Annotated in this window: 10 protein-coding genes, 1 tRNA gene and 6 rRNA genes; 5 read left to right on the forward strand and 12 right to left on the reverse strand. The window is 46.8% G+C overall.

The window, feature by feature from the left end; translation table 11 throughout:
- Positions 1–32: 32 nt before the first annotated feature.
- Positions 33–794 carry a divergent polysaccharide deacetylase family protein gene (locus tag SSED_RS23345; protein WP_012144802.1) on the forward strand — a complete coding sequence of 254 codons (762 nt, stop codon included), beginning with the start codon at positions 33–35 and terminating at the stop codon, positions 792–794.
- Positions 795–864: 70 nt separating this feature from the next.
- Here the strand turns inward: SSED_RS23345 and SSED_RS23350 are convergent, their stop codons facing one another.
- From SSED_RS23350 to ccoG, 10 genes are all read right to left on the reverse strand, one after another.
- Entirely contained in the window at positions 865–1,320 is a 456-nt protein-coding gene (locus SSED_RS23350; RefSeq protein ID WP_012144803.1) for an Rrf2 family transcriptional regulator, read from the reverse strand.
- A gap of 22 nt (positions 1,321–1,342) precedes the next feature.
- Entirely contained in the window at positions 1,343–1,594 is a 252-nt protein-coding gene (locus tag SSED_RS23355; RefSeq protein WP_012144804.1) for a YkgJ family cysteine cluster protein, read from the reverse strand.
- A 1,093-nt stretch (positions 1,595–2,687) separates the two neighbouring features.
- A tRNA-Asp gene (locus tag SSED_RS23360) sits at positions 2,688–2,764 on the reverse strand.
- A gap of 112 nt (positions 2,765–2,876) precedes the next feature.
- A 5S ribosomal RNA gene (rrf, locus tag SSED_RS23365) occupies positions 2,877–2,992 on the reverse strand.
- A 138-nt stretch (positions 2,993–3,130) separates the two neighbouring features.
- Positions 3,131–6,026, reverse strand: a 23S ribosomal RNA gene (locus SSED_RS23370).
- Between the two features lie 338 nt (positions 6,027–6,364).
- Positions 6,365–7,907 (reverse strand): 16S ribosomal RNA (locus SSED_RS23375).
- Positions 7,908–9,627: 1,720 nt separating this feature from the next.
- Positions 9,628–9,743: ribosomal RNA gene (gene rrf / locus SSED_RS23385) — 5S ribosomal RNA — on the reverse strand.
- Positions 9,744–9,888: 145 nt separating this feature from the next.
- A 23S ribosomal RNA gene (locus tag SSED_RS23390) occupies positions 9,889–12,793 on the reverse strand.
- A 354-nt stretch (positions 12,794–13,147) separates the two neighbouring features.
- A 16S ribosomal RNA gene (locus SSED_RS23395) occupies positions 13,148–14,690 on the reverse strand.
- Together the 16S, 23S and 5S rRNA genes with 1 tRNA gene alongside form the textbook arrangement of a ribosomal RNA operon.
- Positions 14,691–15,394: 704 nt before the next feature.
- Positions 15,395–16,834: a cytochrome c oxidase accessory protein CcoG gene (gene ccoG, locus SSED_RS23400; protein WP_012144805.1), complete on the reverse strand. Its 1,440-nt coding sequence runs from the start codon at positions 16,832–16,834 to the stop codon at positions 15,395–15,397.
- Between the two features lie 90 nt (positions 16,835–16,924).
- On the opposite strand from ccoG, the gene SSED_RS23405 reads away from it, so the two are divergent.
- The 4 genes from SSED_RS23405 (at position 16,925) to SSED_RS23420 (ending at position 20,003) form a co-directional block, all read left to right on the forward strand.
- The gene (locus SSED_RS23405; RefSeq protein ID WP_012144806.1) at positions 16,925–17,278 is read left to right on the forward strand and encodes a hypothetical protein; all 354 of its coding nucleotides are present in this window, start codon (positions 16,925–16,927) and stop codon (positions 17,276–17,278) included.
- Between the two features lie 122 nt (positions 17,279–17,400).
- Positions 17,401–18,306 (forward strand): 1,4-dihydroxy-2-naphthoyl-CoA synthase, encoded by a 906-nt coding sequence (locus SSED_RS23410; protein WP_012144807.1) that lies wholly within the window; start codon positions 17,401–17,403, stop codon positions 18,304–18,306.
- A gap of 217 nt (positions 18,307–18,523) precedes the next feature.
- A complete protein-coding gene (locus tag SSED_RS23415) occupies positions 18,524–18,730 on the forward strand; it encodes a DUF2061 domain-containing protein (protein WP_012144808.1) in 207 nt (68 codons plus the stop codon).
- A gap of 259 nt (positions 18,731–18,989) precedes the next feature.
- Positions 18,990–20,003 (forward strand): helix-turn-helix domain-containing protein, encoded by a 1,014-nt coding sequence (locus SSED_RS23420; protein ID WP_041421883.1) that lies wholly within the window; start codon positions 18,990–18,992, stop codon positions 20,001–20,003.
- 240 nt (positions 20,004–20,243) lie between these two features.
- Here SSED_RS23420 and glmS read toward each other — a convergent pair whose 3' ends face one another.
- Both glmS and SSED_RS23430 read right to left on the reverse strand, forming a co-directional pair.
- Entirely contained in the window at positions 20,244–22,073 is a 1,830-nt protein-coding gene (gene glmS / locus SSED_RS23425) for a glutamine--fructose-6-phosphate transaminase (isomerizing) (RefSeq protein WP_012144810.1), read from the reverse strand.
- Between the two features lie 64 nt (positions 22,074–22,137).
- Positions 22,138–22,908, reverse strand: a complete 771-nt coding sequence (locus tag SSED_RS23430; RefSeq protein WP_012144811.1) for a DeoR/GlpR family DNA-binding transcription regulator — start codon at positions 22,906–22,908, stop codon at positions 22,138–22,140.
- Between the last annotated feature and the right edge of the window lie 135 nt (positions 22,909–23,043).

Here is a 23,043-nt window from a genome sequence, read left to right on the forward strand (position 1 = left end):
TACCGTTAAGGTATAAAAAGATAATAATATTTGTGCGCTTTCTTTTAGTTTTATTTATTGCATGTTTTTCAGGTGGTTACGCAGAAGCATCTCAAGTCGCGATCATTATTGACGATATCGGTTATCGTCAATCCGATGAAGCCGTACTGTCTTTACCAAATACAGTCACCTTTTCAGTTCTTCCTCATACCCCTTTAGGTTCCGAAGTTGCCAAGAAAGCCCATAATATGGGGCACGAAATCATGTTGCACCTTCCTATGCAGGCGTTAAATGGTAAAACTATGGGGCCAGGTGGACTAACGAATACGATGGACGAGGCTGAATTAAAACATACGCTGGAGAAGGCATTCGACAACATTCCTTATGCAAAAGGGGCTAACAATCATATGGGAAGCTTACTGACCCAACTGGACGAGCCGATGCTGTGGGTAATGGAGAGTCTCAAACAGAGAGAGCTCTATTTCGTAGACAGCATGACAACCCGTTTCACAAAGGCCAGCAATAAGGCTGAACAACTGGGGATCCCTCTACTCAGGCGGCAAGTTTTTTTAGATAATGACGTGTCACAGTCAGCACTGGAAGAACGATTCGAACATCTGATATCACTGGCTCATAAGCAAGGTCAGGCAGTCGCTATAGCGCACCCTTACCCTGAAACAATCAAATTTTTAAAACGTAATCTTCACAGGTTGGATAAGGCAGGTATCGAGCTGGTTAAGACATCATCTTTATTACCATACAAGCTGGCAAATAAAGAAAAGAAGGGAGGAGACTCTGCTATACGGCTGAAGTAGCCGTATATATCTTATCTAATAAAGAATGCCAAACGAGAAGATTTCGTCTGGCACATGATAAAATCTCAGATTACGCTATTTGCAATACCGGAATAGAAAGCTCTGGTAGTAACTGCTTGAGCTCATCTTTATTACTGACTATATCCTCCAACGTATACGCGTCGATAACGGCTAAATACGCGGCTACTGCATCGGCAAGCACGCCTTTGAGCTGACAAGATGGCGTAAAGCGGCAATATGGCTTACTGCAGTCGATTGGAGCTAAAGAGTTCTCCAGTACACGCACTAACTTACCCACATTGATATCTTTAGGCGACATACCTAAACGAAAACCACCACTCTTACCGCGAATAGTTTCAAGATATCCAAGCTTACCCAGATGATGAACTATCTTGGAGACATGATTAGGCGACAGCTCAAATACTTCAGTGATTTCAGAGATGCGAAACAACTCTTCTCTATCCGGTTGAATGGCCAGATACATTAAGGTGCGAATACCAAAGTCTGTATAACGAGTTAACTGCATGATTCACCTACTCAAATTTCATTTAGCTGGTTTGTGACTCTAAAAAAGCAATCAGCCTAAGCGCTTCATTGTTGCTATTACCACAGACGTCAAAAGTAGCAGAAAAAGAGCTACATACATCCGGACGTTCCTTGCTGCCAAAGATTTTGCACAGATTGTCTTCGGATAACTGAACACAACGTTCACCAGCGGCCTTTCCTTCAGGCATACCTGGAATAGGGCTAGTTATTGAGGGGGCGATACAACACGCTCCACAGCCAAGACGACAATCCATAAAACCACTCCTATAAAAGAACATTATACTCTTTTATAGGTATGAAACTAGAAGCAAAACTCACTAGCTTAATTAAACATTTTAAATGCATGAATTAGAATAGAAATAAATACTAAATTAGCTTGCTTCCAGATAGGGCAGAGCAGAGATAGAGCCCTAAGAGCTCAATATAACACAGACCATGGATGGTCAAGAGTGACTGCTCTGCTCGTATCTTTTTATTCCATAAATTTCAAATACGAAAAAGCCCTAACATTGCTGTTAGGGCTTATCGTAATGTTGGCGGAGCGGACGGGACTCGAATGTGCCTTCGGCACGTGAGACAGGCCGCTTTCTATTCATAAAGAGGCTAACCAACTGAACTATCAATCCTTTAGCAAAGTGCTTACGCATTTCACTAAATATTCTTGTCGCTACTCTAGCTAAGGCTAAACGAAAAAAGCCTCTACATTTCTGTAGAGGCTTTCGTCTTTGTGTTGGCGGAGCGGGCGGGACTCGAACCCGTGTGCCTTCGGCACGCGAGACAGGCCGCTTTCTATTCACAAAGAGGCTAACCAACTGAACTATCAATCCTTTAGCAAAGTGCTTACGCATTTCACTAAATATTCTTGTCGTTACTCTAGCTAAGGCTAAACGAAAAAAGCCTCTGCATTCTTTTCAATAAGAAGTGCAGAGGCTTTCGTCTTTGTGTTGGCGGAGCGGGCGGGACTAGAACCCGTGTGCCTTCGGCACGCGAGACAGGCCGCTTTCTATTCACAAAGAGGCTAACCAACTGAACTATCAATCCTTTAGCAAAGTGCTTACGCATTTCACTAAATATTCTTGTCGTTACTCTAGCTAAGGCTAAACGAAAAAAGCCTCTACATTTCTGTAGAGGCTTTCGTCTTTGTGTTGGCGGAGCGGACGGGACTCGAACCCGTGTGCCTTCGGCACGCGAGACAGGCCGCTTTCTATTCACAAAGAGGCTAACCAACTGAACTATCAATCCTTTAGCAAAGTGCTTACGCATTTCACTAAATATTCTTGTCGTTACTCTAGCTAAGGCTAAACGAAAAAAGCCTCTACATTTCTGTAGAGGCTTTCGTCTTTGTGTTGGCGGAGCGGACGGGACTCGAACCCGCGACCCCCGGCGTGACAGGCCGGTATTCTAACCAACTGAACTACCGCTCCTTTAGCAAAGTGCTTACGCATAATGCTAAATTCTTTTTAAGTCGCTAACTTGTCAGGGCTAGGAGACTCGTTTTCACTACTCATTCAATGAGAAATTGAAAACTAAATAGGCGCCTGGAAATGACCTACTCTCACATGGGGAGACCCCACACTACCATCGGCGCGATTGCGTTTCACTTCTGAGTTCGGGATGGGATCAGGTGGGGCCACAATGCTATGGTTTCCAGACTAATTTGGTAAAATTTAGAAAGCTGTCTATCTAGAATCTTCTAAATAGCTCTTAAATAAGTTGAGTCACACTAAAATCAAGTACTGTATTCTTTTGAAGTAATCACACTAGCTTTATACAAAACCCATATGGGTTGTATGGTTAAGCCTCACGAGTCATTAGTACAGGTTAGCTCAACGCCTCACAACGCTTACACACCCTGCCTATCAACGTCCTAGTCTCGAACGGCTCTTTAGAGGAATTAAATTCCTAGGGATGACTCATCTTAGGACTCGCTTCCCGCTTAGATGCTTTCAGCGGTTATCGATTCCGAACGTAGCTACCGGGCAATGCTATTGGCATAACAACCCGAACACCAGCGGTTCGTCCACTCCGGTCCTCTCGTACTAGGAGCAGCTTCCTTCAATCATCCAACGCCCACGGCAGATAGGGACCGAACTGTCTCACGACGTTCTGAACCCAGCTCGCGTACCACTTTAAATGGCGAACAGCCATACCCTTGGGACCGACTTCAGCCCCAGGATGTGATGAGCCGACATCGAGGTGCCAAACACCGCCGTCGATATGAACTCTTGGGCGGTATCAGCCTGTTATCCCCGGCGTACCTTTTATCCGTTGAGCGATGGCCCTTCCATTCAGAACCACCGGATCACTATGACCTACTTTCGTACCTGCTCGACGTGTATGTCTCGCAGTTAAGCTGGCTTATGCCATTGCACTAACCGTACGATGTCCGACCGTACTTAGCCAACCTTCGTGCTCCTCCGTTACTCTTTGGGAGGAGACCGCCCCAGTCAAACTACCCACCAGGCACTGTCCTCAATCCCGATTCAGGGACCTGAGTTAGAACATCAAAGCTACAAGGGTGGTATTTCAAGGTTGACTCCAACAGAACTAGCGTCCCATCTTCAAAGTCTCCCACCTATCCTACACATGTAGGTTCAATGTTCAGTGCCAAGCTATAGTAAAGGTGCACGGGGTCTTTCCGTCTAGCCGCGGGTATACGGCATCTTCACCGCAATTTCAACTTCACTGAGTCTCGGCTGGAGACAGCGTGGCCATCATTACGCCATTCGTGCAGGTCGGAACTTACCCGACAAGGAATTTCGCTACCTTAGGACCGTTATAGTTACGGCCGCCGTTTACCGGGGCTTCGATCATGAGCTTCTCCGAAGATAACCCAATCAATTAACCTTCCGGCACCGGGCAGGCGTCATACCGTATACTTCCTCTTGCGAGTTTGCACAGTACTGTGTTTTTGATAAACAGTTGCAGCCACCTGGTATCTGCGACTCCCAACAGCTTAGAGAGCAAGTCTCATCACCGTCGGGAGCGTACCTTCTCCCGAAGTTACGGTACCATTTTGCCTAGTTCCTTCAGCCGAGTTCTCTCAAGCGCCTTGGTATTCTCTACCCAACCACCTGTGTCGGTTTGGGGTACGATTCCTGCTAACCTGAAGCTTAGAAGATTTTCCTGGAAGCATGGCATCAACTACTTCAGTCCCTTAGGACCTCGTCATCAACTCTCAGCCTTAATGTTCACCCGGATTTGCCTAAGTGAACAGCCTACAGTCTTAAACGCGGACAACCAACGCCGCGCTAGCCTAGCCTTCTCCGTCTCTCCATCGCAGTTAGCAGAAGTACGGGAATATTAACCCGTTTCCCATCGACTACGCCTTTCGGCCTCGCCTTAGGGGTCGACTCACCCTGCCCTGATTAACATTGGACAGGAACCCTTGGTCTTTCGGCGAGGGAGTTTTTCACTCCCTTTATCGTTACTCATGTCAGCATTCGCACTTCTGATACCTCCAGCGTGGGTTACCCCTTCGCCTTCAACGGCTTACAGAACGCTCCTCTACCGCTTGCTAGTAAACTAGCAAACCCATAGCTTCGGTGTATTGCTTAGCCCCGTTAAATCTTCCGCGCAGGCCGACTCGACTAGTGAGCTATTACGCTTTCTTTAAATGATGGCTGCTTCTAAGCCAACATCCTAGCTGTCTAAGCCTTCCCACATCGTTTCCCACTTAGCAATAACTTTGGGACCTTAGCTGATGGTCTGGGTTGTTTCCCTTTTCACGACGGACGTTAGCACCCGCCGTGTGTCTCCCGTATAGTACTCATTGGTATTCGGAGTTTGCAAAGGGTTGGTAAGTCGGGATGACCCCCTAGCCTTAACAGTGCTCTACCCCCAATGGTATTCGTACGAGGCGCTACCTAAATAGCTTTCGAGGAGAACCAGATATCTCCCGGTTTGATTGGCCTTTCACCCCCATCCACAAGTCATCCGCTCATTTTTCAACATAAGTCGGTTCGGTCCTCCAGTTGATGTTACTCAACCTTCAACCTGCCCATGGATAGATCACCGGGTTTCGGGTCTACACCTTGCAACTAAACGCGCAGTTAACACTCGGTTTCCCTACGGCTCCGCTATTCGCTTAACCTCGCTACAAAATGTAAGTCGCTGACCCATTATACAAAAGGTACGCAGTCACGGTCTCAAGAACCGCTCCCACTGCTTGTACGTATACGGTTTCAGGTTCTATTTCACTCCCCTCACAGGGGTTCTTTTCGCCTTTCCCTCACGGTACTGGTTCACTATCGGTCAGTCAGGAGTATTTAGCCTTGGAGGATGGTCCCCCCATGTTCAGACAAGATGTCACGTGTCCCGTCCTACTCGTTTTCACGTAAAGTTAGTTTTCATGTACGGGGCTATCACCCTGTGCCGCTGTGCTTTCCAACACATTCCACTAACACCCTCTACGCTTAAGGGCTAATCCCCGTTCGCTCGCCGCTACTAGGGGAATCTCGGTTGATTTCTTTTCCTCCGGGTACTTAGATGTTTCAGTTCCCCGGGTTTGCCTCACATACCTATGTATTCAGTATGTGATACTCACTTATGTGAGTGGGTTTCCCCATTCGGACATCGTTAGCTCAAATGCTTGTTACTAGCTCGCCAACGCTTTTCGCAAGTTACTACGTCCTTCATCGCCTCTGACTGCCAAGGCATCCACCGTATACGCTTAGTCACTTAACCATACAACCCAAATGAGTTTCATCTGTGTTGCATTGCAACTAATGGTGTTTACTTTCGCCAAAAGAATACTCATGAACTCATTACCAATTAAGGTAAATCGTTCGGGCACTTGATTTTAAGTGTTTGAGAACTCAATTATTTATTTTCGCATTAATGCTATTAACTAAAGCAGTTGTTATCCCTTACGAGATATCTTCCACAATAGTCCCTTTCACATTAACACTATCAGCTTTCCAAATTTTTAAAGAACAAGCATTACCGTCTAGGTATGCCACTCGCTCTAACAAGAACAAGTTATCTGTGTGAACACTCAACAAACATTAAGTTAGTCGTATAGGTAAGGAGGTGATCCAGCCCCAGGTTCCCCTAGGGCTACCTTGTTACGACTTCACCCCAGTCATGAACCACACCGTGGTAAACGCCCTCCCCGAAAGGTTAAGCTATCTACTTCTGGTGCAGCCCACTCCCATGGTGTGACGGGCGGTGTGTACAAGGCCCGGGAACGTATTCACCGTAGCATTCTGATCTACGATTACTAGCGATTCCGACTTCACGGAGTCGAGTTGCAGACTCCGATCCGGACTACGACCGGCTTTGTGGGATTAGCTCCACCTCGCGGCTTTGCGACCCTCTGTACCGACCATTGTAGCACGTGTGTAGCCCTACTCGTAAGGGCCATGATGACTTGACGTCGTCCCCACCTTCCTCCGGTTTATCACCGGCAGTCTCCCTAAAGTTCCCACCATTACGTGCTGGCAAATAAGGATAAGGGTTGCGCTCGTTGCGGGACTTAACCCAACATTTCACAACACGAGCTGACGACAGCCATGCAGCACCTGTCTCAGAGCTCCCGAAGGCACTAAGCTATCTCTAGCGAATTCTCTGGATGTCAAGAGTAGGTAAGGTTCTTCGCGTTGCATCGAATTAAACCACATGCTCCACCGCTTGTGCGGGCCCCCGTCAATTCATTTGAGTTTTAACCTTGCGGCCGTACTCCCCAGGCGGTCTACTTAATGCGTTAGCTTGGGAGCCCAGTAACTAAGTTACCAAACTCCGAGTAGACATCGTTTACGGCGTGGACTACCAGGGTATCTAATCCTGTTTGCTCCCCACGCTTTCGTACATGAGCGTCAGTCTTTGTCCAGGGGGCCGCCTTCGCCACCGGTATTCCTTCAGATCTCTACGCATTTCACCGCTACACCTGAAATTCTACCCCCCTCTACAAGACTCTAGTTTGCCAGTTCCAAATGCAATTCCCAGGTTGAGCCCGGGGCTTTCACATCTGGCTTAACAAACCGCCTGCGTACGCTTTACGCCCAGTAATTCCGATTAACGCTTGCACCCCTCGTATTACCGCGGCTGCTGGCACGAAGTTAGCCGGTGCTTCTTCTGCGAGTAACGTCACAGCAAGCAGTTATTAACTACCTACCTTTCCTCCTCGCTGAAAGTGCTTTACAACCCGAAGGCCTTCTTCACACACGCGGCATGGCTGCATCAGGCTTTCGCCCATTGTGCAATATTCCCCACTGCTGCCTCCCGTAGGAGTCTGGGCCGTGTCTCAGTCCCAGTGTGGCTGATCATCCTCTCAGAACAGCTAGGGATCGTCGCCTAGGTGAGCCATTACCTCACCTACTAGCTAATCCCACCTAGACTCATCTAATCGCGAAAGGCCCGAAGGTCCCCTCCTTTCCCCCGTAGGGCGTATGCGGTATTAGCAGTCGTTTCCAACTGTTATCCCCCACGACTAGGCAGATATCTAGGCATTACTCACCCGTCCGCCGCTCGACGTCTGATAGCAAGCTATCTCCGTTTCCGCTCGACTTGCATGTGTTAGGCCTGCCGCCAGCGTTCAATCTGAGCCATGATCAAACTCTTCAATTAAAGTTTTGTTGAAGCACTCTCTTTCGAAAATGACTTCGGCTCAATGAATTCTGATTTCGTTTAAAAGACTCGGAAGAATCTTAAAAACGTTTGTACATATTGCTATGAACACTCATCTTACATTGAGTAAATTTTTTGACTACTTCGTGAGAAGTAGTTTCGAATAACTCAACACCTGTGAGTGTCCACACAGATTTCTTGTTTCAACTTGTTAAAGAGCAATGATATCAATCTTTCAGATATCGCCGTTAGACGCTAGGTCGTTGGCTTGAGGAGGCGTATTCTACACTCTCCGTGGTTGGCGTCAAGCGCTTATTTTAAGAAGTTTTTCAAGCGATGATTTCTTATACACTCTCGTATGTAAGGCACATCAGTGAACCACTTAAACCGCTTTTCACCTGATTAGAGTTTCTATTGAAAATCTAATCTCTAACACTGCTGCAAGTCCCGTACTATCTAGCTTAACGACTATTTCTAATCTCTAAGCGTTAGTCTAGTTGGCCTGCTGTGCCGTGTCAGTGGGAGCGAATTATAGGGAGTTTTAGGCAGAGCACAAGCGCTAATTACTGAAAAATGAATGTTTTTATCAAATGACCACTTAGAAACAGCTTACGCACCGATTACGCACAAGGTTACCCACAACCAGCTTAGGCTGCCGCCATTTTTACTAGAGTATCCACTTCAAAAATTGGCCATACCCAAATGATATCCCACCTAAACTTATGCTTAAAAACCAACCAATTGAGAGTTTTATGCAACCAAGCACTGAGCAGCTGTACGTACACAGTGGTTAAAGCATCAAATGAACAGGCCCTATAAAGGCGCAACGGCCTGAAGTTAGCCCTTCTAGTTCTCTGCTCCTCCCCAAAAAAAGCTCTGCAACTTCTATCCATGGAAGAATACACCTGGCTTTGCAGTACAAGAAACATTTTTAATTTTGGTGGTGTAGATCTTGTTCAAAGAAGAAGTGTACGGAAAGCAGCTAGCCTCTACGTAGGAGCGTGCTTTAGCCGCGAAGAGGTTTGCAAAAAAAGGGGCAAGGCTTATTTAATATCTTCTTCCAGGCTAAAGCCGGCCCTACACAATCCAATGATACCCATTCCCCACGTAGGAGCGCGCTTTAGCCGCGAAGCTTATATGACGAAATGACCGATTCCCGGCTAAAGCCGGTCCTACACAATCCAATGACACCCATTCCCCACGTTGGAGCGAGCTTTAGCCGCGAAGCTTTCATGTCGTATGGCAACCATGCATCGAGGCATTTGGAAATCCTAAACATCAGATGGTGGAAGTGTGGATATTGAAGGAGCTGTTATCGGCGCGACGTCGGCTCTTTATAAACCAATGTGGCATTCATGCCTGCATAAGTGGAAAAGTCCGCTGCAAAACCAAGCAAGGCACCTGTCATGGTCAGCTGTGGATTAGAATAACGCAGGAAGCCTCCGCCAGAGCCTGTATAAAGCGTTGCTTGATGAGCACAGGCTCCTCACCCTATGAGATAAATGGAATACGCCGAAGGCCTCTTACATGGGGGCGAAAAAGTAGTGCCTTGGATGCGAAGCATTCAGCTGCTTTGTAGCGAGAGGTGACGTAGTCGCCGAACTGAGGGGCCCACACTGCGTTAGCAGCTGTGGACTGCATGTGAAGTAGATGCTTTCGCGGAGCGTATATACGAAAAAAGCCCTAGCGTTTTCTGCTAGGGCTTTTTCGTGTATTAGGCGCCTGGAAATGACCTACTCTCACATGGGGAGACCCCACACTACCATCGGCGCGATTGCGTTTCACTTCTGAGTTCGGGATGGGATCAGGTGGGGCCACAATGCTATGGTTTCCAGACTAATTTGGTAAAATTTAGAAAGCTGTCTATCTAGAATCTTCTAAATAGCTCTTAAATAAGTTGAGTCACACTAAAATCAAGTTCGTATTCTTTTGTGCTTATGAAGTAATCACTATAGCTACTCATAAAACCCATCTGGGTTGTATGGTTAAGCCTCACGAGTCATTAGTACAGGTTAGCTCAACGCCTCACAACGCTTACACACCCTGCCTATCAACGTCCTAGTCTCGAACGGCTCTTTAGAGGAATTAAATTCCTAGGGATGACTCATCTTAGGACTCGCTTCCCGCTTAGATGCTTTCAGCGGTTATCGATTCCGAACGTAGCTACCGGGCAATGCTATTGGCATAACAACCCGAACACCAGCGGTTCGTCCACTCCGGTCCTCTCGTACTAGGAGCAGCTTCCTTCAATCATCCAACGCCCACGGCAGATAGGGACCGAACTGTCTCACGACGTTCTGAACCCAGCTCGCGTACCACTTTAAATGGCGAACAGCCATACCCTTGGGACCGACTTCAGCCCCAGGATGTGATGAGCCGACATCGAGGTGCCAAACACCGCCGTCGATATGAACTCTTGGGCGGTATCAGCCTGTTATCCCCGGCGTACCTTTTATCCGTTGAGCGATGGCCCTTCCATTCAGAACCACCGGATCACTATGACCTACTTTCGTACCTGCTCGACGTGTATGTCTCGCAGTTAAGCTGGCTTATGCCATTGCACTAACCGTACGATGTCCGACCGTACTTAGCCAACCTTCGTGCTCCTCCGTTACTCTTTGGGAGGAGACCGCCCCAGTCAAACTACCCACCAGGCACTGTCCTTAACCCCGATTCAGGGGCCTAAGTTAGAACATCAAAACTACAAGGGTGGTATTTCAAGGTTGACTCCAACAGAACTAGCGTCCCATCTTCAAAGTCTCCCACCTATCCTACACATGTAGGTTCAATGTTCAGTGCCAAGCTATAGTAAAGGTGCACGGGGTCTTTCCGTCTAGCCGCGGGTATACGGCATCTTCACCGCAATTTCAACTTCACTGAGTCTCGGCTGGAGACAGCGTGGCCATCATTACGCCATTCGTGCAGGTCGGAACTTACCCGACAAGGAATTTCGCTACCTTAGGACCGTTATAGTTACGGCCGCCGTTTACCGGGGCTTCGATCATGAGCTTCTCCGAAGATAACCCAATCAATTAACCTTCCGGCACCGGGCAGGCGTCATACCGTATACTTCCTCTTGCGAGTTTGCACAGTACTGTGTTTTTGATAAACAGTTGCAGCCACCTGGTATCTGCGACTCCCAACAGCTTAGAGAGCAAGTCTCATCACCGTCGGGAGCGTACCTTCTCCCGAAGTTACGGTACCATTTTGCCTAGTTCCTTCAGCCGAGTTCTCTCAAGCGCCTTGGTATTCTCTACCCAACCACCTGTGTCGGTTTGGGGTACGATTCCTACTAACCTGAAGCTTAGAAGATTTTCCTGGAAGCATGGCATCAACTACTTCAGTCCCTTAGGACCTCGTCATCAACTCTCAGCTTTGCAATTTAATGCGTGTACCCGGATTTGCCTAAGTACACAGCCTACAGCCTTAAACGCGGACAACCAACGCCGCGCTAGCCTAGCCTTCTCCGTCTCTCCATCGCAGTTAGCAGAAGTACGGGAATATTAACCCGTTTCCCATCGACTACGCCTTTCGGCCTCGCCTTAGGGGTCGACTCACCCTGCCCTGATTAACATTGGACAGGAACCCTTGGTCTTTCGGCGAGGGAGTTTTTCACTCCCTTTATCGTTACTCATGTCAGCATTCGCACTTCTGATACCTCCAGCGTGGGTTACCCCTTCGCCTTCAACGGCTTACAGAACGCTCCTCTACCGCTTGCCAGTAAACTGGCAAACCCATAGCTTCGGTGTATTGCTTAGCCCCGTTAAATCTTCCGCGCAGGCCGACTCGACTAGTGAGCTATTACGCTTTCTTTAAATGATGGCTGCTTCTAAGCCAACATCCTAGCTGTCTAAGCCTTCCCACATCGTTTCCCACTTAGCAATAACTTTGGGACCTTAGCTGATGGTCTGGGTTGTTTCCCTTTTCACGACGGACGTTAGCACCCGCCGTGTGTCTCCCGTATAGTACTCATTGGTATTCGGAGTTTGCAAAGGGTTGGTAAGTCGGGATGACCCCCTAGCCTTAACAGTGCTCTACCCCCAATGGTATTCGTACGAGGCGCTACCTAAATAGCTTTCGAGGAGAACCAGATATCTCCCGGTTTGATTGGCCTTTCACCCCCATCCACAAGTCATCCGCTCATTTTTCAACATAAGTCGGTTCGGTCCTCCAGTTGATGTTACTCAACCTTCAACCTGCCCATGGATAGATCACCGGGTTTCGGGTCTACACCTTGCAACTAAACGCGCAGTTAACACTCGGTTTCCCTACGGCTCCGCTATTCGCTTAACCTCGCTACAAAATGTAAGTCGCTGACCCATTATACAAAAGGTACGCAGTCACGGTCTCAAGAACCGCTCCCACTGCTTGTACGTATACGGTTTCAGGTTCTATTTCACTCCCCTCACAGGGGTTCTTTTCGCCTTTCCCTCACGGTACTGGTTCACTATCGGTCAGTCAGGAGTATTTAGCCTTGGAGGATGGTCCCCCCATGTTCAGACAAGATGTCACGTGTCCCGTCCTACTCGTTTTCACGTAAAGTTAGTTTTCATGTACGGGGCTATCACCCTGTGCCGCTGTGCTTTCCAACACATTCCACTAACACCCTCTACGCTTAAGGGCTAATCCCCGTTCGCTCGCCGCTACTAGGGGAATCTCGGTTGATTTCTTTTCCTCCGGGTACTTAGATGTTTCAGTTCCCCGGGTTTGCCTCACAACACTATGTATTCATGTTGTGATACTCACTTATGTGAGTGGGTTTCCCCATTCGGACATCGTTAGCTCAAATGCTTGTTACTAGCTCGCCAACGCTTTTCGCAAGTTACTACGTCCTTCATCGCCTCTGACTGCCAAGGCATCCACCGTATACGCTTAGTCACTTAACCATACAACCCAAATGAGTTTCCTAAGAAACACACCTTACCGAGCGGGTAGCTCAGTGGTTGTATCGCAACTAATGGTGTTTACTTTCGCCAAAAGAATACTCTTGAACTCATTACCCAAAGGTAAATCGTTCGGCACTTGATTTAAGTGTTTGAGAACTCAATTATTTATTTTCGCATTAATGCTATTAACAATAAGTCACTTACGAATAAGTTCATCATTGTCCCTTTCACATTAACACTATCAGCTTTCCAAATTTTTAAAGAACAAGCATCACCGTAAAGGCGTGCCACTCGCTCTAACAAGAACAAGTTATCTGTGTGAACACTCAACAAACATTAAGTTAGTCGTATAGGTAAGGAGGTGATCCAGCCCCAGGTTCCCCTAGGGCTACCTTGTTACGACTTCACCCCAGTCATGAACCACACCGTGGTAAACGCCCTCCCCGAAAGGTTAAGCTATCTACTTCTGGTGCAGCCCACTCCCATGGTGTGACGGGCGGTGTGTACAAGGCCCGGGAACGTATTCACCGTAGCATTCTGATCTACGATTACTAGCGATTCCGACTTCACGGAGTCGAGTTGCAGACTCCGATCCGGACTACGACCGGCTTTGTGGGATTAGCTCCACCTCGCGGCTTTGCGACCCTCTGTACCGACCATTGTAGCACGTGTGTAGCCCTACTCGTAAGGGCCATGATGACTTGACGTCGTCCCCACCTTCCTCCGGTTTATCACCGGCAGTCTCCCTAAAGTTCCCACCATTACGTGCTGGCAAATAAGGATAAGGGTTGCGCTCGTTGCGGGACTTAACCCAACATTTCACAACACGAGCTGACGACAGCCATGCAGCACCTGTCTCAGAGCTCCCGAAGGCACTAAGCTATCTCTAGCGAATTCTCTGGATGTCAAGAGTAGGTAAGGTTCTTCGCGTTGCATCGAATTAAACCACATGCTCCACCGCTTGTGCGGGCCCCCGTCAATTCATTTGAGTTTTAACCTTGCGGCCGTACTCCCCAGGCGGTCTACTTAATGCGTTAGCTTGGGAGCCCAGTAACTAAGTTACCAAACTCCGAGTAGACATCGTTTACGGCGTGGACTACCAGGGTATCTAATCCTGTTTGCTCCCCACGCTTTCGTACATGAGCGTCAGTCTTTGTCCAGGGGGCCGCCTTCGCCACCGGTATTCCTTCAGATCTCTACGCATTTCACCGCTACACCTGAAATTCTACCCCCCTCTACAAGACTCTAGTTCGCCAGTTCCAAATGCAATTCCCAGGTTGAGCCCGGGGCTTTCACATCTGGCTTAACAAACCGCCTGCGTACGCTTTACGCCCAGTAATTCCGATTAACGCTTGCACCCCTCGTATTACCGCGGCTGCTGGCACGAAGTTAGCCGGTGCTTCTTCTGCGAGTAACGTCACAGCTATGTGCTATTAACACACAACCTTTCCTCCTCGCTGAAAGTGCTTTACAACCCGAAGGCCTTCTTCACACACGCGGCATGGCTGCATCAGGCTTTCGCCCATTGTGCAATATTCCCCACTGCTGCCTCCCGTAGGAGTCTGGGCCGTGTCTCAGTCCCAGTGTGGCTGATCATCCTCTCAGAACAGCTAGGGATCGTCGCCTAGGTGAGCCATTACCTCACCTACTAGCTAATCCCACCTAGACTCATCTAATCGCGAAAGGCCCGAAGGTCCCCTCCTTTCCCCCGTAGGGCGTATGCGGTATTAGCAGTCGTTTCCAACTGTTATCCCCCACGACTAGGCAGATATCTAGGCATTACTCACCCGTCCGCCGCTCGACGTCTGATAGCAAGCTATCTCCGTTTCCGCTCGACTTGCATGTGTTAGGCCTGCCGCCAGCGTTCAATCTGAGCCATGATCAAACTCTTCAATTAAAGTTTTGTTGAAGCACTCTCTTTCGAAAATGACTTCGGCTCAATGAATTCTGATTTCGTTTAAAAGACTCGGAAGAATCTTAAAAACGTTTGTACATATTGCTATGAACACTCATCTTACATTGAGTAAAATTTTTGATTGCCTCAAAGAGGCAATTTCGAATAACTCAACACCTGTGAGTGTCCACACAGATTTCTTGTTTCAATTTGTTAAAGAGCGTTAGCATCAATCTTTCAGATGCTGCCGTCAGACGCTAGGTCGTTGGCTTGAGGAGGTGTATTCTACACTTCCCGTGATTGGCGTCAAGCGCTTATTTTAAGAAGTTTCCCAAGCGATGATTTCTTAATCACTCTCGTGAAATCAAACCAAAACCCGAAGCTCTTAAAGCGTTTGTCACCAGAGTCTAATTCCAAAGGAGTTAAACTCTCTAACACGCTGCAAGTCCCGTTCTATCTAGCTTAGCGACTATGTCTAATCTCTAAGCGTTAGTCTAGATGGCCTGCTGTGCCGTGTCAGTGGATGCGCATTATAGGGATGTGGGCTTGGAGCACAAGAGCTTTTTGAAAGAAAATCACATTAAAAGCCCTGAGTGCAGCTTTATCAATCGATACGGCGACTTAAGATACGAAATATGTGCTTAAGATACCCAAAAGGGGCTAAACGCCCCCTTTTATACTCTTATCTATTCAAAACTAACCGTTGGCTACTGACTAAAGAAGCGTGACTCCTGTTTTGCCTCGATCACATCCCCATTGTTTGTATCAGCATTCACTGCAGTCACCCTGAAATCAATTTTAGTCATAGATCTTGACAGCTCTACCGGATCAACCGCAATACTAATAGGCAGAGTTAACACCTCACCCCCTGCGATATGAACTCGTTGTAACCCATACCATTGAGACTCAGGTAAACCTTCTACAGCCAGTATATAGTCATGAGCAGATTCAGTCTTATTGAGAATCTTCAATGTGAAAGTATTTTCAATCAAACCCTCATTATTCTCTCTGAATAACTGGTTTCTATCCCGAATAACATCGATGCGTACAGGCGCTATGGTTGCGCTTGCATAGACAAATATTACGATCATAACAGTCAGAACTACACCATAACCAACCAGCTTTGGTCTAAGCACTTTCTGTTTTATTCCATCGAGTTTATTTTCGGTGGTGTAAGCGATGAGTCCTTTATCGTACCCCATACGTTCCATGGTCGTATCGCAGGCATCGATACAGGCACCACAGTTAATACATTCATACTGTAAGCCGTTTCGAATATCGATGCCGGTGGGACATACCTGCACACAAAGGTCGCAATCGATACAATCACCCAGCCCCATCTCTTTAGGATCGGCTTTACGTGATCTTGGCCCTCGTGTTTCACCTCGCTTATTATCATAGCCAACAATAAAGGTATTTTTATCGAACATCGCAGCCTGGAACCGTGCATAGGGGCACATATGAATACACATGATCTCCCTCATCCAGCCCGCATTACCATAAGTAGCGAGAGTAAAGAGTACGACCCAAAAGTAGATCCCGCCGCTCGCGCTTAAAGTAAATACATCACGATATACTTCACTGGTAGGCACAAAGTAGGAGACAAACGTCATTCCCGTTAATAATGAAATGAATAGCCAGGATGCGTGTTTTGCCGTTTTTCGCCAAAGTTTATTGAAACTCCAGGGCATCTGATCCAATTTAATCCGCTTATTACGGGCCCCTTCGAGCTTCTCTTCAAACCAGATGAAAATAAACGTCCAAACCGTTTGAGGACAAGTGTAACCACACCACACCCTACCAAGGTAAGTCGTAATAAAGAATAAGCCAAAGGCGGCTATCATTAAAAGCGCAGCTAATAGCGTTAGATCCTGAGGCCAAATGGTCAAACCGAAAATATGAAACTTCTGCTCGCCCAGATTAAACCAAACGGCTTGGCGGTCACCCCAGGGGATCCAGGGTAAGATAAGAAAAAAGAGCATGGCGACCCAACCTAATCGTCTTCGAAGCTGACTCCAAAGCCCATCGACGGCTCGAACATATATTCGATTACGTGGGTTAAATCGGTCAGCCTTATTTGCATCAGGTTGATGGATCTTGATTCGTTTAGCCTTCGAATAATCCTTTTTTTCAGACTCTGTGCTCATCTTTGTAACCTTACCGCTTTAATATTGCACGAAAATTAGCTTATTATACCTGTTATATTACATTTTATTCATCAAAGTTGGGTTAAAAATATGAGAGGCTGGATCATATTAGGATTAGGAGCTGGGTTGTTATATTACGTAGCAACTGAGACCAATAAGCTCGATGAGCCGATTGCGAAATCAGATGAGCTACTACAAAAAATCGAGCGGAAATTAGACTCATTAACGGGTACTAAAATAATTAGGGTAGATAACAGGCTAGCCCATCTGAAAAAAGAGATTGGCCAGCGCATGTCTGAACGAGAACTAAAAGCTTTGGACGATATACTTGCATCAGAGTATACCCTGCAAGAGTTCAAAGATGACTACTGTAGTGGCAAAACGAAACAGCATGATAGTTTCAATAAAGATAACCTCTTTTTTATTTGTGACAGGCTAAAGTAGTTTTCAACAAATTTAATATTCTAGTCATATAGCCAGACATTTATAGAAACTGACGATTGACCTGAGTTAAGTTTCGGCCTAGCCTTTGCTCAATCAAAATTTGGGTATTAAGGCTAAATATCATGAGTCAGCAGGTTTCAGACATTTTTGATCCCACACTATGGGATCAAGTTTCCGGGTTTGATTTTGAAGATATCACCTACCACAGAGCCAAAGATCAAGGCACTGTACGTATCGCGATAAACCGCCCAGAGTGTAGAAACTCCTTCCGCCCCAAAACAGTTGATGAACTATACACAGCATTAAACCATGCAAGACAATGGTCAGATGTAGGTTGTGTACTGTTAACCGGTAATGGTCCATCGGCAAAAGATGGTGGCTGGGCATTTTGTGCCGGCGGCGATCAACGTATTCGTGGCAAAGATGGCTATAAATATGAAGGCGCCGAACAGGGTACACCTGACCTAGCCCGCATGGGGCGTCTTCACATACTCGAAGTACAACGTTTAATTCGATTTATGCCGAAAGTCGTTATTGCGGTTGTTCCCGGTTGGGCCGTTGGTGGTGGCCACAGCCTACACGTCGTCTGTGACCTCACTTTAGCATCTAAAGAACATGCAATCTTTAAGCAGACCGATCCCGATGTAGGTAGTTTCGATTCCGGTTATGGCAGTGCTTACCTTGCAAAAATGGTTGGACAGAAACGCGCTCGAGAAATTTTCTTCCTTGGATTTAACTACTCTGCCGATGAAGCGTTCGACATGGGTATGGTAAACCGTTCAATTCCTCATGCGGAACTTGAAACCGAAGCCCTAAACTGGGCCAGAGAGATCAACTCAAAATCTCCCACGGCAATGCGTATGCTTAAGTACGGCTTTAACCTACCCGATGATGGTCTTGTTGGTCAGCAGCTGTTTGCCGGTGAAGCCACCCGACTTGCCTACGGCACCGACGAAGCACAAGAGGGGCGGGATTCCTTCCTTGAGAAGCGAGATCAGGATTTCTCTGATTTCCCATGGCACTATTGATCCCAATGATGACCCCAAATATCCACACCTTAGGCTAGTTTAAATAGCTTACTTGAATAAAGCCGTTAGTTTTTTATTACCAGACATTAAAGCTGACGGCTTTATAACTAAAAGTAGCTTTCAATTGAACATATCGATTAAACAAATCTAATAATCCCACTACCAAACCAAGATGAGAATAGTTATCATTTGGTCGCATTCGATAACGGGGCTCATCATGACTAAAACAATCACCTTTGCAATACTACATTTTAGCGTCGCATTCACTGTTACTTATCTACTGACTGGTAGCGTCGTAATCGGTGGTGCCATTGCCCTCATCGAACCCGCCGTCAATACCGTGGTTTTCTATTTCCATGAGAAGGTATGGCAGAGAATTCAAAGTCACTCTTCACCAGACGCCTCACTTAAAGTTGCCGCTTAATGAATATCGAAAATAGCCGATAGATAAAAGAAGTAGATAAAGCCGCATTAATGAGTCTGACTTCTCTCCTCACAACCTAATTGCTTTTATGACGAGCTGATATAGCAATATAATCTCAAATCAGATAAAGGATATCCGCCCAAAAGAACAAATATTCTGTTGAGACGAGACTTTGGTCAGATAGCTAGCTACACCTCGAATGAGCTTTTTTGATAGAATAACCAAAGCTGCACATATTTTTCGATGGAATAGAGAAGTTATGACCCAGAACAGTAACGAAATCCGCAGTAAACTTGCACTGCTTCAACTTGCTAAAGAACTCAATAGCATCAGCAAAGCTTGCGATATTATGGGATATAGTCGCGACAGTTATTACCGCTTTAAAAAACAATATGAAGAAGCCGGTGAGCGGGGATTAATTAATTTATCGAGAAAGAAGCCGGCATTAAAGAATCGAGTGTCTCAGGAAATAGAAGACCAAGTTATCGAAATTGCACTCGATTACCCTAATTATGGCCAGGCTAAAGCCGCAGAAATTCTAACGGCCAGAGGTTGTGTCATCTCAGCCAGCGGGGTGAGAACAATATGGCTAAGACATAACTTAGAAACCAAGAAAAACAGATTACTCGCACTAAACAGTCGATTGAGACAGCAAAACCATCTGAGCTTCAAGGCTCAACACGACATGGAACAGCTCTATAAACTGGAACAAAATGAATCAACATTAGACTGCAAGTTCCCTGGCGATGTCTGTGTTCAGGATACATTTAAAATTGCAGAGATTAACGGTCTTGGCCCGGTATACCAGCACACTTTTATTGATGCTTACAGCCAATACGCACACGCCGTTATTTCTACAAGCAATGACTCCACTGTAGCGGCAGACTTTTTACTGGGGGCAGTTATTCCTTGGTACAGAGAGAGCAATATTCATATCAATAGCATTCTGACTGATAGGGGAGCTGAATTCTCAGGTAAGAATAGTGTTCCCTTTCAGGAAGCAATGACTGAACTCGACATAAACCACATCCAAATGAGAGCCTATAACGGCCCAGTAGTAAACGGTATGGCTTCACAGTTCCAACATCTGGCTTATAACGAGTTTTATGAACCATTCTTGAAAAAGAACAAAGTCACTTCACTCGATATATTCAATGAAAGTTTACGAACCTGGTTAGAAAAATATAACCATCAGTATGCGATTTCCGGTAGGTACACCTTAGGAAAAACTGCAATTGAGGTTTTACAGCTTAGCAAACATCTTATTAAGTAGCTCTGTCATTAAATAACTTAGCGATTAGGTCAACTAGGTCATCGATGCCTGGTTGGCTTTAATTTCCCGTAGGTAACGATTGATGGCACGTACTGAGGTATCTCGCTCTACATCATTGGCACTAGTCTCCTGCTATGCGCGCACCTCCCTTTATCACGTTCAACCAAGGCAATTAAAATAAAAGCCCCTGTTAGATTCTATCCAGCAGGGGCTTTACTATTCTTGCTTAACGATTGAGGCTTACTCTACAGTAACAGACTTAGCCAGGTTACGAGGCTGATCCACGTCTGTACCTTTGATTAAGGCCACATGGTATGACAATAACTGCATTGGGATAGTGTAGATAAGCGCCGCCATAAACTCATCGCAGTGAGGCACAGGGATGACCTTCATGGTGTCATCTGACTCAAACTCAGCATCGACATCGGCGAAGACATACATCAAGCCACCACGGGCACGTACCTCTTCTACGTTGGATTTTAGCTTCTCTAACAGCTCATTGTTTGGCGCAACCACGATCACTGGCATATCGGCATCGATTAACGCGAGCGGTCCATGCTTAAGCTCACCAGATGCATAGGCCTCGGCATGAATGTAAGAGATCTCTTTAAGCTTCAACGCCCCTTCCATCGCAATAGGATATTGATCGCCACGGCCCAGAAATAGCGCATGATGTTTATCGGCAAAATCTTCGGCAAGCTCGGCAATGGCGTCATCCAGCCCCAGTGCCTGCTCAACTTTAGCTGGCATAGATTGCAGACTTTGGGTGATCTTCGCCTGCATATCGGCAGACATGCCATTATGACGACCGACAACGGCGGTCAACATCAACAGGCCAGCAAGCTGTACGGTGAACGCTTTAGTCGAAGCTACACCAATTTCGGCGCCCGCTTTCATCATGTAGGCCATATCTGATTCGCGCACTAAAGATGAACCCGGCGCATTACAGATGGTCATAGTGGCCTTGTAGCCCATCTCTTTAGCCAGACGAAGTGCCGCTAAGGTATCGGCGGTTTCACCGGACTGTGAAATAGTCACGAGTAAGCTATTCGGGAACAGGTGCGACTTACGGTAACGAAACTCAGATGCGATCTCTACATTACAAGAGACACCGGCCCAGTCTTCTAACCAGTAGCGTGCAGCCATACCCGCATGATAACTGGTACCACAGGCGATGATCTGTACATGTTTAATATCTTTCAGGAACTCGGCGGCGTTTTCACCAAATGCTGAATCCAATACGGTGCCAGCGGCAATACGACCTTCCAACGTGTGTGCGATTGCACGTGGCTGCTCGTAGATCTCTTTCAGCATATAGTGACGGTATTCACCTTTATCACCCGCGTCATGGGTGACTTCCGACTCTTTGACCTCACGCTCGACAGCATTATCGTCAACATCGAAGATATTAACTTCACGGCGCATCACCTCGGCTACATCTCCCTCTTCCAGGAATGCAAAAGAGCGGGTAACCGGCAGAAGAGCAAGCTGATCGGAAGCGACAAAGTTCTCACCCAAACCATAACCGATAACCAGCGGGCTACCGCTGCGGGCAACGATCATACGTTCGCTATCACGACGATCGATAACCACGGTGCCATAGGCCCCCTCTAACTGCTTTACCGTCGCTTGAACGGCTGCAAGTAAGTTATCGTTAGACTTAAGCTCATGGTGCACTAAGTGACAGATAACCTCGGTATCGGTATCTGATGCAAAGGTATAACCTAAACCCTTAAGCATTTCCCGTAGCTTATTGTGATTTTCGATAATACCGTTATGTACGACGGCAATATCACCCTCAGACTGGTGTGGGTGAGCATTACGCTCACTCGGCTCACCGTGGGTGGCCCAGCGGGTATGAGCAATACCTGTACCACCGGCTAATGGCGCAGCATCTAAAGCAGCCGAAAGTTCCTGAACTTTACCTACACGGCGAGTACTGCTGAGCGTACCATCCTGAATGAGCGCTACACCAGCCGAATCATATCCTCGGTACTCGAGGCGCTTAAGTCCTTCTACTAAGATTTCAGCTACATCTCTTTGCGCAACAGCGCCAACGATTCCACACATATTGATTACCTAACCTCTCTAAAACAAGAGTTAAAATAAGAGTTAAAATTAAAATTGAATTTGATTAACTTACATGAGGTGCCAGGATCACCTGCACCCCATGGTTTGAAATTGTTTCAACAGCCTCGGCTGGTAAGTTTTCATCGGTTACCAACACGCTGATATTGCTCCAGGCCAACTCTAAGTTGGGAATTCGCCTGCCCAGTTTTTCTGACTCGAGCATGACCACGACCTCACGGGAAACCTCTGCCATCACCTTACTCAGTCCGGTAAGTTCATTGAAGGTGGTTGTGCCGCGCTCAAGGTCTATGCCATCTGCACCAATAAAGAGTTGGTCAAAGTTATAGGAACGCAATACCTGCTCGGCTATCTGCCCCTGAAATGACTCAGAATGAGGATCCCAGGTGCCACCGGTCATCAATAATGTCGGTTCATTCTCAAGCTCATGGATAGCATTAGCCAGCTGCAATGAATTGGTCATCACCACCAAGCCATTCTTACCATTAAGCTCCCGGACTAATCCCGATGTGGTGCTGCCGCTATCTATGATGATTCGATTATGATCGTTAATCAGCTTAGCTGCAGCCTGGGCAATAGATAACTTATTGGGTGCGATCCTAGCGGTGAATTGTTGAGTGACCTCATCGGGTATCGCCACCGCGCCGCCATATCGACGCAACAGCAGCCCGGTTTTCTCTAATGCACTGAGATCTTTACGAATGGTGACTTCAGAGGTTTCGAAACGTAAGGATAACTCGTCAACACTCACCTCACCTTGCTCGGTCAATAGGCTAATAATGCTATGGCGACGCTGTTGAGTATTACGTTTGTTCATAAAACCTTTCAACTAAGTTTCGTTTCGAAAGGTGCATTATAGTGAAACGAAACTTTTTTACCAGTTTTGCCCCTCTGAAATGTTAAATCAGGTATAAAATTCAGGCAAAAAAAAGCCTCTATCCAAGATAGAGGC

The sequence above is a fragment of the Shewanella sediminis HAW-EB3 genome, assembly GCF_000018025.1.
GTDB classification, from domain to species: Bacteria; Pseudomonadota; Gammaproteobacteria; order Enterobacterales; family Shewanellaceae; genus Shewanella; species Shewanella sediminis.